The organism is Arthrobacter sp. TmtSoilC79 (genome assembly GCF_059739405.1).
Map to the genome: position 1 here is coordinate 3,239,293 of NZ_AP046051.1, position 14,114 is coordinate 3,253,406.

The 14,114-nt window shown below is 64.4% G+C and carries 8 protein-coding genes; all 8 read right to left on the reverse strand.

Annotated features, from left to right (window positions below):
* Positions 1 to 10: 10 nt before the first annotated feature.
* Entirely contained in the window at positions 11 to 1,336 is a 1,326-nt protein-coding gene (locus AC6JA3_RS14780) for a cysteine desulfurase (RefSeq protein ID WP_043432501.1), read from the reverse strand.
* Positions 1,337 to 1,415: 79 nt separating this feature from the next.
* On the reverse strand, positions 1,416 to 3,851 hold the full coding sequence (locus tag AC6JA3_RS14785) for an ATP-binding protein (RefSeq protein WP_026547084.1): 2,436 nt from the start codon (positions 3,849 to 3,851) through the stop codon (positions 1,416 to 1,418).
* A gap of 473 nt (positions 3,852 to 4,324) precedes the next feature.
* Positions 4,325 to 7,057 (reverse strand): helix-turn-helix transcriptional regulator, encoded by a 2,733-nt coding sequence (locus AC6JA3_RS14790; protein ID WP_223944968.1) that lies wholly within the window; start codon positions 7,055 to 7,057, stop codon positions 4,325 to 4,327.
* Between the two features lie 32 nt (positions 7,058 to 7,089).
* Positions 7,090 to 9,822, reverse strand: a complete 2,733-nt coding sequence (locus tag AC6JA3_RS14795) for a helix-turn-helix transcriptional regulator (protein WP_223944967.1) — start codon at positions 9,820 to 9,822, stop codon at positions 7,090 to 7,092.
* Positions 9,823 to 9,963: 141 nt separating this feature from the next.
* Positions 9,964 to 10,548: an aminoacyl-tRNA hydrolase gene (gene pth / locus AC6JA3_RS14800; protein ID WP_026547081.1), complete on the reverse strand. Its 585-nt coding sequence runs from the start codon at positions 10,546 to 10,548 to the stop codon at positions 9,964 to 9,966.
* Between the two features lie 141 nt (positions 10,549 to 10,689).
* A complete protein-coding gene (locus tag AC6JA3_RS14805; protein ID WP_026542774.1) occupies positions 10,690 to 11,259 on the reverse strand; it encodes a 50S ribosomal protein L25/general stress protein Ctc in 570 nt (189 codons plus the stop codon).
* A gap of 316 nt (positions 11,260 to 11,575) precedes the next feature.
* Positions 11,576 to 12,556 (reverse strand): ribose-phosphate diphosphokinase, encoded by a 981-nt coding sequence (locus AC6JA3_RS14810; protein ID WP_011774071.1) that lies wholly within the window; start codon positions 12,554 to 12,556, stop codon positions 11,576 to 11,578.
* Positions 12,553 to 14,052, reverse strand: a complete 1,500-nt coding sequence (gene glmU / locus AC6JA3_RS14815; RefSeq protein ID WP_026542775.1) for a bifunctional UDP-N-acetylglucosamine diphosphorylase/glucosamine-1-phosphate N-acetyltransferase GlmU — start codon at positions 14,050 to 14,052, stop codon at positions 12,553 to 12,555. Before glmU ends, AC6JA3_RS14810 begins: the two co-directional genes overlap by 4 nt.
* Between the last annotated feature and the right edge of the window lie 62 nt (positions 14,053 to 14,114).

Genomic DNA, 14,114 nt, shown 5'->3' on the forward strand with positions numbered 1-14,114 from the left:
CTGCTGATGGTCAGGCCTGGAAATAGGCCCGGACCCCGGAAACGGCGTCGAGGAAAGCATCGACGTCGTCGGTGGTGTTGTAGAGGTAGGTACTCGCCCGGGTGGTGGCTGTCAGGCCGAGCCGGCGGTGCAACGGTTGGGCGCAATGGTGACCGACTCGGACGGCGATGCCTCGGTCATCAAGGAACTGCCCGACGTCGTGGGCGTGCACACCGGCGACGTCGAATGCGGCCAGGCCGATCCGTTCCGACCCGGAGGCCGGTCCGACAACCCTGATGCCGTCGATGCTTTCAAGCCCCTTGACGAGGCGTTGGCCCAGCGTGGCCTCCCATGCATGGATGCGTTCGATTCCGGTCTCGGTCAGGTAGTTCACCGCAGTTGCGAGCGCCACGGCCTGGGAGATGCGCTGGGTTCCGGCCTCGAACCGCTGGGGCGCCGGCAGGTATTCGGCACGTTCCATGGTCACGGTGGTGATCATGGAACCACCGGTGAGGAACGGCGGCATGACATCCAGGAGCTCCTGCTTCCCATACAACACGCCGACGCCGGTGGGGGCCAGCATTTTATGGCCGGAGAACACAGCGAAGTCGACGTCCAGTTCCTTGACGTCCACAGCCATGTGGGGCACGGACTGGCAGGCGTCCAGGACCACCAAGGCGCCCACCCTGCGGGCAAGTGCCACGAGGTCCGCCACCGGGTTGATGGTGCCAAGGACGTTGGAAGCGTGGGTGAAGGCCAGGAGCTTGGTCCGCTCCCCCACGAGTCCGGCGGCGGCGTCCAGCAACAGGGTGCCGTCGTCTCTGACAGGGATGTACCTCAGGGTGGCCCCGGTCCGGAAAGCCAACTCCTGCCAGGGAATGAGGTTGGCGTGGTGTTCCATTTCGGTGACCACGATCTCGTCGCCGGGACCAATGGCCAGCTCTTTCAGGCGCGAATCACCACGGCCCTGTGCCGCCCACAATCCGGCGTTGGAGAGTGCGTAGCTGATGAGGTTCAGGCCCTCGGTGGCATTGGAAGTCCATACGGTTTCTTCATACTGTGCACCGATGAAGTCCGCCACCGTCTGGCGTGCGTCCTCGAAAACCTCCGTAGCTTCAACAGCCAGGTGATGGGCGCCGCGGTGAACGGCAGCATTGCGTTGCTCGTAGTACTCCTGCTCGGCCTCGATGACACTGAGCGGATTCTGCGACGTAGCACCGGAATCGAGGTAGATCAGGGGTTTACCGTTGACCATCTGGTCCAGCACCGGGAAGTCGTTCCGGATCCGCAACACCTCCGCATTGTCCATGGCATGCACGGACCGAAGCAGTGAGGCTGGGGTTGATACGGCAGTCAAGGGGCGCTCCTTGGAAATCCTTCAGGGACTCCCCATTATCCCACGTGGGGCTGCACCGGGCGGTGTGCCGTTCAGCACGTCAGCCGCCTGCCCTTCCCGGGACCCAGCCCAGCGGCGGAACGGCGCCGCTGTCGAATGCGCTGCGCAGGCGCTCAACCAGGACCGAGGCACGCCGGCTCGCCGCACTCCTGGTGCGGGCTTCGTACCCACTGGCCGCAAGGGAGTAGCACATGGCAGCATGGGCAAAAAGCCTGTCGGCAGACAAGCTCCTCCCGGCCGTCTCGAGCGTTTTGGGGTCCTGGTTCAGCAGCGCCGACGCAAACGTGCCAAGCGCGGTTCCCCGGGCTCCGTGAATTCCTGCTGCCAGCCCTGCCAGGCGCCGCTGCAGCACCAGGTCCTCGACGGCGGTACTGGTGGCGTTGAGCATCAGGAGGGAGACCGCCTCGGCTTCCAACATCGTGTTGCCCTGGTGGCGGAGTTGTTCAGCCAACTCCATCAGGTGGCCGGGCCTGCCGGCAAGCTGGTCCTGTGCGGCTGCCAAATACACGGAGCTGAGTTGCGCGAGCAGACCCCCTGGATCCTGGACTTCCCGCAGGGCCGAGACACTCTGACCACACCGTTCCATCGCCTGCGCAGGGTTCCCGCGCAGCGCCTCGCAGTAGGCCAGCATGGCCGCCGCGAAGGCAAGGACCGGCGGAAGGCCGGCGTCGGGAAGTTCCGCAAGGACAGGTTCCAACGTTGTCGCCGCCGCGCGGGTAAGCCCTTGGCTGAGTTCTGCATACGCGCGGGCAACGTCCAAACACACAGCAAGGTAGGTGGGCAGCACAAAGGCGGAAGGACAGTCCAACAGCGCATCAACCTGGCTCCAGGCCAGGTTGTTGCGGAGGCACACCACGTGTCGGAGCAGCACCGCCGGGCGGAACATGTCCAAGGCGGGGTTTGCATCAACTGCAGCCATGGCCGCTGTTGACCGCTCCAACGCCTCCGGCGCAGCCCCCGTCAGCAGCAGCCGTTCGGCTTCCCGGACGTTGCGGACCAGTTGGGCGGTCCCCTGTTCGCCTGAACCCTCTTCCTCCTGCCCGCTGCGCCACGCCCGGCCCGGAACGGCACCCAGGAGTTCGAGCGCCAGCAAGCGGTGACCGGCGTCGGCCTTCACTTCCGGCGATCCCCCGGCGGCTGCAAGTTCACTCAGTTCCGGAGCGGCTTCGCCCAACAAACCCTCGGCAACCAAAGCGCGGGCCCTCAGGAGCCTCGCCTCGTCCTTCCGCCCCGGGGCGGCCACTGCGGCGGCGGCACGGATGGCCAGTTCTGCCGTTGATGGCCTGTCGGCCGCCGGTGCTGCCGCGAGGAGAAGTTCGTCCGACAACGTCAGCCCGCAGTCCAGGGTCCAGTTCATCCAGCGCAGCAAGGTGGGAGCTGATTCCCGTGTCAGGACCGGCTCCTCAACGCCAAGGCGGAGGGCCAGGCTCCTGGGCCGGGGCACTGCCAGTCGGGTGCCCTCGCCGCGAAGCCAGGAACTCGTCCTGACCAGCGGCGGCCTCCCGGCCAACAGCCTGATGTGATGGTTTGCCAGGAGATGTTCAACGGCGGTGTGGCCGAAATGGTGCTCCACCACATCCACAGCCACCGGTTCCGCGAGCGCGATGAGTTCCAGGGCGTGCCGTTCCTCGGCCGGCCGTGCAGAGTTTTCCGCCTGCACCTGCGCCACCACGCCCGGCCAGTCACAGTGGGCGCGGACATCAATGGTCCAGTAGCCGTCCTTCTGCGCCAACAGCCCCGCGCTGCGGGCATCATTGAGGGCGATTCCCAGCAGCCCCACATTGAAACCGCTCATGGCGGCCAGAAGGCTGCTGGCACGGCGCTGGACCTTGCCGCCCAGGACAGCTTCGGCCAGCGCGTGCGCCTCCATGAAGCTGAAGGGAGGCAGGAAGAACTGTTCCAGGAAGCCGTCTTCCCAGAGTTGGTAAAGGTCCGGAGGCAGGGGCCGTCGGCTGTCGGCAGTAGCTACCAAGGTGGCGCCAAAGCCCGGAATCAGCTGCAGCAGGACAGCCAGTGAAGCGGGATCGAAGTAGTGGATATCGTCCACCAACAACACCAGCGGCGGACGCGCCGCCCGCACCTGGTGCTTGTTCCGGCGTCGGCCGCTGTTTGGCGTGTACAGGTACTCAGCGGCCCCCAAGGTGCTGGTCAAGGCACGCAAGACGTGAAGTCCCGGGAGCATGGTGCTGTCGCCAGCGCTTTCGGCAGCGGCGCCCAGTGCGCCATAGCTGATGGTTTTGAGTTCCGGCTTTCCCGCGAAAGTCCTGACGTCCATGGTTTCCGGGAGGCCCGCTTTGATGGAGAGCAACAGGTGGCTCTTACCGGATCCCCGGTCTCCCGTCACTACGATGCCGCTGGTGGAGGGGGAGGGTACTGCGGAAAGGATGATGTCCAGCAGCCGTGCCCGGTCTGCGAAGGGTGATGGCCTCAGCCCGACTGTGACGGTGTCTTCGTCCAGCCAGGGATCCGGCAGCATGCGCACTCCAATAGAAGCAGTCCCATGATCCGGGAGGGGTGGTTTTCCGCGAAGTGCGGGCTACCTGGCCTAGAAGCCGGCGGCGGCTGGGGGGAGAGTCTCGGTCTCAGAAGACTCTGTCGCCGCCGGCTTCGTCCAGGGCCGGAACACCTTCCGGTGTCCGGTGCATCGGCTCAAAGAGACCACCGATGCGGATGATGCGACTTTCGGAATCCCGGTGATGCTTGGGGCTGAACCGTTCTTCCAAGATCAATACTGCCGGGGCGGCGAACGCGGTACACCAGTAGTTGGTACTCGATTAGCTGGGGGCTTTTTCCGGGCCTCTACCTTGTTGTACTCAGTCCCCCAAGGGGCAACTACTTGGTTTGGGCACAACACGCCCGCGGGTTACTCCACTGATTGGCAAAATTCCCCGCGATGGCGGGCACAAGTGGCGTCAAAGGAGTGACTGAGTACTCAAACGGACACTGGTATCAGTGACGGACAGCAGCGCCGAGATCTTCCCGCCGGCGAATGCCCAACTTGGCGTAGCTGCGGTACAGGTGGCCCTCCACCGTGCGCACGGAGACCATCAGCTTCTCTGCGATTTGGCGGTCGGTAAGTCCCGAAACTGCCAACGCCACAATGTCCTGCTCCCGGCGGGTCAAAGGCACCGAGCGGTCCGCTTCGGCAGTGGGGTCATGGAGGAGGGCATCGCCGAGGCTGGCTTCGCTGACATCGCGCAGCACCGCCGCCTGGCGGGCCTCAGGGCGCTTCCCTTCGGCATCAAAGGACAGGGCGGCTTTGTCGAACGCCACGGCCGCCGGCCCGGGCATTCCCGCCGCAGCAAGGAGATTCCCTGCGTTGACGAAGCCTTGGCCATCAGCGCCCACATGTGCTTCCGCCAACGACAACCACCCGGCCGCCCACGCTCCGGACATAGTGCCGGCGGCTACCTTGATGGACTCCATGGCCTGCACGTCGCCAATCTCGGCCCGGAGCACCAGGTTCTGCAGCAGGACCCCTGGCAGGCGATGCAGGGACGCGGATTCCGGCAGCGTCCGTAGTTTGTCCAGGCCTGATCCTTTGGATACCAGTTCCTGGCCGGCCAGCGTGAAGAGCCCGGCCAGGGCCTCCACGTAGGCTCCGCCGGTGCCGGCCCGCCCATCACCGGCTGGGGCACCGGCAGGGGCGCCGGCCTCGCCGGCAAGGGCACCGGCCTCGCCGGCAAGGGCACCGGCCTCAGCTGCAAGTCGCTCGGCCAGCGCGGTATCGCCGGAGCGTGCTGCGGCGTAGAACGCCAGCGCATTGCCTAGGTTCCTCAGCTGTTGGGGATCCTTGACCCGGAGTGCCTCAACGGCGGGAGTCACCAGCTCCGCCGCTTGCTCCAGGCGGCCTTGCCGCAGCAGGGACAACCCTTGGAGGGTTTGGATATCGCCGCCAAAGACTATGAGTCCCAGTGCCGATCGTGCAGAGTACCGTTCAAGGCCGGACGCGGCAGCACCCCAGTCTCCAGCTCCCAGGGCGGCGAGGGTATAGCGGGCCAACACAAAGTCGCTGAAGTACAGGAGGTCATCATCGGCCGCGTCCAGCAGCGCCAATGCTTGACGTCCGGCATCCAGCGCTTCCACGGCCTGCCCTTCCACTGTCAGGAGCTCACACTTCATGGCCAGGAGGAACACCTGGTTCATGACGTGGTCCGGGTCCTCGCTGTTGAGAGCTTCCCCAAACCGTTCGATCCCCTCACGGAGTTCTGCATAGCAGCCATCGTGGGCAAGGGCGGCCAGCTCCAGTGCCGTAGCGTGCCGTCCCACGAGCCCCACCAGGGGGTCCGACTCAGGAAGGCCGCTGGTGAGCGCCGACGCCGCGGCCCTCGCATCGGCCACAATGTCCTCTGCGGTATCCCCCATGGCCGCCCGTGCAGCGGCCCACAACAGGCCTGTTCCCAGTGGGCCCGATGGATCGGCGTCCAAGTACCCCAGGTCTTCTTCCAACAGCCGTACGGCGTTGCGGAAGTCGCCGTCGTTGTAGTTGACCATGGCCATGACGGCACGGGCGCGTGGGCGCAATGCCTCGGAGCGGACCTTTGCCGCTGCTGCCAACGCAAGGGGGTTCTGCAGCAGTTTGGCGGCCAGGAATGCTGCTTCCAGCAGCTGTTCATCATCGACGTCGGCACCGCAGTCCAGCGCCCAGCTCACCAACCGGAGCAATCCCTCGGCCGTGGGTGGCTCCGCCAGCAGGTGCTGGACCATACGCTGGCGGATCTGGAGGCTGCGGGCCGGGGAGACGATCTGGCGCAGCGCCTCGCTGTACATGGGGTGCCACATTTTGAGTGGGCTTCCCGGCCCGTTGGTGGACAGGACCAACCGGCTGTCCATCAGCGACCGCAGCGTTTCCCTGCCCACCTGGGTATCGAGCACGGAAGCGGGGACCGGTTCGGAGAGGGCGATGACATACATCGCTTCCCTCTCAGCCTCGCTGGTGCGCAGAACCCTGTTCCGCACTACTTCCGCCAGGCCCTCGCCGCTGCCGGAGAGGGCGCGTGTCAGAAACCAGACGCCGTTACGCCGCACCAGGTTTCCATCGGCCTTAGAGTCATCCAGGAGGCATCGAAGTAGCAAAGGGTTGCCCTCGGAAACGGAATGCAGCACATCCACGGCGCTGGCCATGACGGTCCCGCCCAAGGTTTTCTCCGCGAGTTCAGCGACGCCCTCGTGGTCCAGGGGATGAAGCTCCAGGCGCTCGGCCAGTCCGTCATACCAAAGCTGAAGCAGAGCCGCGGGCAGACCGGGGCGTGGCCTGCCGGTGGCCACGAGCCTTGCCCATCCCGCGGTCACCAATTCGGCCAGGATCTGGGTACTGCCTTCGTCAAGATCGTGGGCATCATCGACAACCAGCAGGAGCCGCGCGCCCTCACCCCCACGGCGTTTCTCGAACTGGGCCCAGAACTCGCGCAGGATCGCCACGGGCGAGGTGGCTTGTTCCACGGGCAGATCCAGCAGGTAGGGCGCAAGGACACCGTAGGGCACAGCGGACAGGGCGGGGCTTCCGTGCACCCGCATGACCACCATTTCCCCTGCCAGGCGGGCCGCAATTTCAGAGGCCAGGGCAGTCTTGCCGATACCGGGGTCCGCCACCAGGAGCACGGCCCCCGCGCCTTCCTGACGCAGGATCTTCATGGCCAGTTCCAGCTCGGCGTCCCGGCCTACAAGGTGCTCAGCCCGCATGGGCACTCCGCACTTCTACGGCTTTGCCTGCTTCACAGCAGCCCATTGAGCTCGCCTCGAGACGAAACGCCCAGTTTTGTGAACACCTGGTACAAATGGCCTTCGACAGTTCGCACAGACACCCCGATATCCATCGCGATTTCACGATTGCTGACACCCTTCCCGGCGAGTTTAGCAATTTGGCGTTCCCGCTCCGTCAAGACCGGCGCGTCGCTGCGGGGTTGGATCGGCAGCGCGGACACGGAATGCTCCAGCCGTTCGAGCCTCAACTGAGCTGTGCGGGCAGCAGTTGTCTCGCCGGCGTCGCGGGCATAGTCCAAGGCCATGGCCACGCACCTGGCCTCAACCACCAGCAGGTCCAGGGATGCTGCGGCATCAGCGGCTTCCAGCATGGAACGGGAGTTTTTGCTCAATGCACCACGGGCGAGGTTCCCGGAGATCTGGGCAAGCGGGCCTTGTCGGCGCCCGGCAATGTCTTCAAGCAGCCGGTATTCCTCGTCAGTGCCCTCCACGGTGGCGCCGAAGAGGCAGATGCCGGCAGTGGTCAACCGCTGCTTCCCAACATCGTTGCGGACCCGGGCCAGGAGCCGCTGTTTCACGTCAGGGTCCCCCATCCAACGTCCGGCCATCTCAGCACAGAACTCCGACACGGATTCGGAGAAATACGTCCCGGTTCCCCGGCATGTCCTGTACAGGTCCAGGTATCGGCCTGCCTCCACGGAATTGCCCAGCTGGGCGTAGGCAAAAGCCGTCGCAGCGTAGGCCACCTTGTTCATGTTCATGGCCGGTCGGAGTTCCAGTTGGGCAACTGCTGACCGCAAAGGCTCAATGGCGCAGGCAGGTTTGCCGGCGTAGGCGTAGGCGAGGCCGATGCCCAGTTCGGTCAAAGCGCCCCTGTACTGAAGCCGTGAGGACCGGGAGGGTGTGCGCCGCATGAGTTCAATGCATTGCCGCCACTGTCCTGACAGCAAGAGCACCAGGAAAGCATGCTTCGCGAAGGCCTCTTCCAACTGGGCAGGCCTGTCCGTGTCCCCCAGATGCCGCGACAGTGTCCGCGCAAGTTCCTGCGCCTCAAGCTCCCGGCCAAGGATGCAACGGGCTTCCACCAGGAAAAACGCCGACCTCAACCAGTGCTCCCGGTCTTGCCCGGGGTCTTTGGCCAGTTCCTCTTCCAAGGCGTCGATGATCGAGGCGTACTCGCCCATGTAGGTGTTGTACTCGTAGTTGCACAGGTGGAGGCGGTTGAATGCCTTGGCCACCACATCAGCCGGGTAATTGCCCGCCATCGCTGCAAGAGTGTCCAGAGCGTCGGAAATGACCCCTGGGACCATGCCCGCCCGACCATCAATCCAGGTCATTGCCTGGCATTTCGCGGCACTTATTTCGGCAAACTCCAGCGGGTCCAGCGCGGCGAAGTGCGACTCGGATACCTCGTCCAGGGCCTGGGCTGCGTGCAATGGAAGGTCCAGCATGAGGTACGCCGCGGCCTTCAGGCGCTGGCCGGGCACCCACTCCTCGTCTTTGGGATCCAGGGACAACGTGCATTGGATGGCAAAGTTGGGGTCGAAGTCATCCAAAGCCGCGCGTCCGGCCGCAAGTGCAAGCGCCGGCGACGGTGTGGGCTCGTCCTCGCAGGAATGCATCCACGCCGCATAGCTCAGAAGATCCTGTGCAGCCAAACCCCGCAGTTCAGGTTCCTTGGGACCATGAAGCATCAGCCGCAGTTCACGCCTGCGGCGGGTACTGAGCCAGCCCTGGACTACCTCGCCCACGTAGGGATCTCGCAGGGACACCCAGTGGTCTTCGCCGCGTTCGACCGTGAGCAGCCCGGAATCTTCCATCTCCACCAGAACCTCGGTGCCGAAGATGGCTGCCAGGTCCACCAAGGTCGCGCGCTGCGCACAGGCCAGGATTTCGACGACGGTCCTGCTGGCCTGCGTTTCGCGCGCCAGTTTGGAACGGACAAAGTCCTCCACCACCGTGGCGCCTTCAAGTTTGATCCGGTCCCGGAGCGTCCAGACGGAATCGTTGAGCACCAGGTTGCCTGTGTGCCGCTGCTCTTCCAGGAGAGCGTGGAGGAGCATTGGGTTTCCGCCCACTGCCGAGTGCAGCGAGCCGACCAGCGTTGATGAAACATAGTGTCCAAGGACCGAACCCAGCACCTGCTTGGTCTGTTCTTCGCTCAGGGTGTTCAGGTGGACCTCACCCAACTCCCCTTCGAGGACCAGGCGATGGAAGTCGGCGGGGAGGTCGCTGGCACGTTGAACGGTGGCAACTACTTTGGCCGTACCGCTGGCCATGAGGTTCAACAGCACCCCCGTGCTCATGGGGTCCATGCCGCCGGCGTTGTCCACAATGAGCACGGTGTCCCGGCCCGCCGCTTCCTTCCTGATCAGGCTGGTTACTGCATGCAGGATTCCGGTAGGCGAACTCACGGCTTCCGACGGCAGCCGGGCCAGCAGGAAACCCAGGCAGCCGTAGGGGGTTTGTCCGTTGGCAACGGTGTTACGCAACTGGAGGCTGTGGACCTTGGGGCCCAGCGATGAGACCACGGCCCTGGCGAGGCCGGATTTACCAATTCCCCGTTGGCCAGTGAGGATCACCCCGTAGGACTCGGGAGACTCGAGGAACTTGCCTGCCTTCGACAGATCGTGGCTGCGGGCCAGCAATGACCACGTTTGCCTGTCCGTCGGCCCACCCACAAGATCGGGAGCCGCAGCCCTTGCTGCGCCTCCCCCGCCCTTGTTTAGCAACTCCGCCGACATTCGCATCCTTCGCTACACATCTGCGACAGTCCCCCACCGCTTACCTGCGTACCATGCACACTACCGTCGGGCGCCGACACTTTGTAGGCCTTGGGGTCGCTGGGACCGTCAGGCTTTCCTCAGGCTTTCCTCAAGATTTGCTCAAGTTTTTGCGGGGTGGTGCTTCTGCTGGGCTGACAACAAGCCTTGGTCCATGAGCAATTGCACGGCGTCAGCGGCTTCATCCAACAGGAACGGCAGTTCCTTCTTCTCAGCGGTGGCAAAATCCCTGAGGACGTAGTCGGCAGTCTCCATGCGGCCCGGAGGCCGGCCAACTCCCACCCGGACGCGCAAATAGTCCTTGGTGGCGAGTGCTTTGGAGATGTCACGGAGCCCGTTGTGCCCGCCCTCGCCACCGCCCAGTTTTAGCTTGACTGTGTTAAAAGGGATGTCGATTTCGTCGTGGACCGCAATAACGTGGTCGGGTGCGATGTCGAAAAAATTGCACAGTCCGGCAACAGGTCCCCCGGAGGTGTTCATGTAGGTCATGGGCTTGGCCAGCACTACCCGCGGGCCGCCGATGCCCAGCCGGCCCTCCACTACCTGGGCACGGGCCTTGTGGACCTTGAACTTCCCGCCCATGCGGGAAGCCAGTTCGTCCAGCACCATCTGCCCCACGTTGTGGCGGTTGTTGCTGTACTCGCTGCCGGGGTTGCCGAGGCCGACAATCAGCCAGGTCTCACTCATGGTCTCATCCTAGGAAAGGTTTGGTTGTTTCAGCGGCGGACGTGCCCAACCGACGGATTGGAGCAGCGGGGACAAAGGAAAGTGGCCGGGACCCGAAGGTTCCCGGCCACTCAACGGCTTGCGCCTCAAACAGTCAAAAGACTACTCAGCGGCCGGTGCTTCTTCTTCAGCCTCGGAAGCGGTCTCAGCGATGCGGACCACCAGGGTGTCACCTTCGGTGAGGAGGGTGGAGCCCTTCGGCAGCACGAGGTCGGACGCGTGGATGCTCTCGCCGGCCTTGAGGCCTTCGATGCTGACCTCGACGGCGGTGGGGACGTGGGTTGCCTCGGCTTCGAGGGAAACCGTGGTGGCTTCGAGGCTGGCAACAGCACCCGGAGCAACTTCACCGGAAACGTGGATCGCGATGTCGACGGTAACCTTCTCGCCGGCCTTGACGGTCTGGAGGTCAACGTGCTCGATGATCTGCTTTACGGGATCGCGCTGGATGTCCTTGACGAGCGTCAGGTGCTGCTCGCCGTCGACGTCGATCGCCAGGAGGGCGTTGGAAACGCGCACTGCCAGCGTGGTGGCGCGGCCCGGCAGGTTGATGTGGATCGGCTCTGCGCCGTGGCCGTAGATGACAGCCGGGATCTGGCCGGCCATGCGTGCACGGCGGGCGAAACCCTTGCCGAATTCGGTGCGCAGTTCTGCGGTGAGCTTCTGCTCAGACATGTTTACTCCTTGATTACTGTGGCGCCCGGGAAAATCCGGGCTGGTCTATCAGCAAGGGCGGAGGTCTGGAGACCTTCTACGCCCGGCTGGGATCGACCGCTGAGCAGCCGTTCCGCCTGTGTTGAAGGAGATGCAGACCCAGTCGATAACGGAGACCCGCAACCCAAGCCCACGCAATGTGGACCGGATGTGCTCTCCCTCGCCAAGGTATCCCCAAGAGTTTAGCAGCGGAACGCGTGCAACATGAAAACGGGCAGCAAAACGGGCCACCCGCAAGCTCGCAAGCTGCTGATGGCCCGTTTTGGAACAGACTTTCTTATGCCTTGCCGTCGAACAGGCTGGTGACCGAACCGTCGTCGAACACTTCACGGATGGCGCGGGCAATCAGCGGCGCGATCGACAACACCGTCAGGGACGGGAACCGCTTCTCGGCCGGAATGGGCAGCGTGTTGGTAACCACGACTTCGCGGGCACCGGAGTCGGCCAGGCGCTGCGCGGCGGGGTCGGAGAAGACCGCGTGCGTGCAGGCAATGATGACGTCCTTGGCACCGGCGTTCTTCAGGACCTGAACGGCGCCGGAGATGGTTCCACCGGTGTCGATCATGTCGTCGATCAGGACGCAGGTGCGGCCTTCCACCTGGCCAACAACAGTCTTGGAGACAGCCTGGTTGGGGACGGTGAGGTCACGGCTCTTGTGCACGAACGCCAGCGGGGCGCCGCCCAGTCGCTCGGCCCACTGCTCGGCAACGCGGACGCGGCCGGTGTCCGGGGAAACAACGGTGATGTTGTCGGCTTCAACCTTGGTGCGGATGTAGTCAGCCAGCAGCGGGATGGCCATCAAGTGGTCAACGGGACCATCGAAGAAGCCCTGGATCTGCGAGGTGTGCAGGTCCACGGACATGATGCGGTCCGCACCGGCGGTCTTGTAGAGGTCGGCCACCAGGCGGGCGGAGATGGGCTCGCGGCCACGGCCCTTCTTGTCCTGGCGGGAGTACGGGTAGAACGGCGAAACAACCGTGATCCTCTTGGCAGAGGCCCGCTTCAGTGAGTCGATCATGATCAACTGCTCCATGAGCCAGTTGTTCAGCGGCGCCGGGTGGGCCTGGATGACGAAGGCATCGGTGCCTCGCACGCTCTCGGCCGAACGGACGTAGATTTCCCCATTGGCGAAGTCGTAGGCGTCGATGGGCAGGAGTTCGGTCTCCAGCTCCTTCGCGATTTCCTGCGCCAGCTCCGGATGCGCCCTTCCGGCGGCGAGAATCAACTTCTTCTCTCCGTGTGCGGTAATTTCGCTCATGCCTGTTTGCCTTCTTCTATGGTTGCCGGGGATTGTGAAGATGTGGAGGCGTTTGCCGGTTCCTGCGCGGCTTCGGCCAGCTTGGCGGAGGCGGTGCCCGGGCGGTTGGCAGTGACCCAACCTTCAGCATTGCGCTGCGCGGCCAGGCTCAGGGCCAAGGCTCCTGCGGGAACATCCTTGCGGATGACGGCGCCGGCGCCACTGTAGGCGCCGTCGCCAACAGTCACGGGAGCCACGAATACCGTGTTTGAACCGGTGCGGACGCCCGAGCCGATCACCGTGCGGTGCTTCTTCTCGCCGTCGTAGTTGGCCGTGATGTTGCCGCAGCCGATGTTGGTGTCCTCACCGATTTCCGCGTCGCCGGCGTAGCCCAGGTGGGACAGCTTCGAACCGCGGCCGATGGTCACGTTCTTCGTTTCGTAGAAAGCGCCGATCTTGCCCGTCTCGCCCAGGACCGTGCCCGGACGGAGGTACGTGAACGGTCCGACACTCGCCTTGGCACCAATCGTGGAACCCGAACCATGGGTGCGGGTCACCTTGGCGCCCTCACCGACGTGGACGTCGGTCAAGGTGGTGTCGGGACCCACGACGGCGTCGCGCGCCACCGTGGTGGAGCCGTGAAGTTGGGTGTTCGGCAGCAGCCGGACGTCTTCGTCGAGGTTCACGGTCGAGTCGATCCATGTGGTGTTCGGGTCCACGACGGTAACGCCTGCGCGCATCCAGGACTCGATGATGCGGCGGTTGTGCTCGGCACCAAGCGCGGAAAGCTGGATACGGTCGTTGGCGCCCTCAACCTGCCAGCGGTCTTCAGTCACGACGGCGGCAACCCGGCCACCGGCGTCGCGCGCCAGTCCCAGGACATCCGTCAGGTACATCTCGCCCTGCGCATTGTCCGTCGTGACCTTCGCAAGGGCGGTGCGCAACACTGCGGCGTCGAAAGCATAGATACCGGAGTTGACCTCGCGGATGCTGCGCTCAGCCTCGCTGGCGTCTTTGTGCTCACGAATGCCGGTGACCGTGCCGTCCTCGGCGCGGAGGATCCGGCCGTAGCCGGTGGCGTCGTCCAATACGGCGGTCAGGACGGTGACTGCGTTGTGCTCAGCCTCATGGGTGCTGACGAGTTCGCCCAGCAATTCGCCGGTCAACAGCGGAACATCGCCATAGGTGACAACAACGGTGCCAACCAGTTCGGCCTCGGCGTCCAGGGCCTTGAGGGCCACCTCCACTGCACGGCCTGTGCCGGGAACATCGTCCTGGTCAACAATGAGGGCTTCGGGATCCAGCGCTGTGACGTGCCCAGCCACGCGGTCGCGTTCATGGCGGACAACGAGGGCGAGCTTCAGCGGAGAGATGGAGCGGGCTGCCAGAAGGGCGTGGCCCACCATGGAGCGTCCGCCAATTTCGTGGAGAATCTTGGGGGTCCGGGACTTCATGCGCGTTCCAGCGCCTGCGGCCAAAACTATGACCGCTGCGGGACCGTTGGATTCGGGGCTCACGTACTGGCTCTCCTTGCTCGGTATGTCCCGGGTAACCCGGCTTCGGAATGCTGCCATCCCAT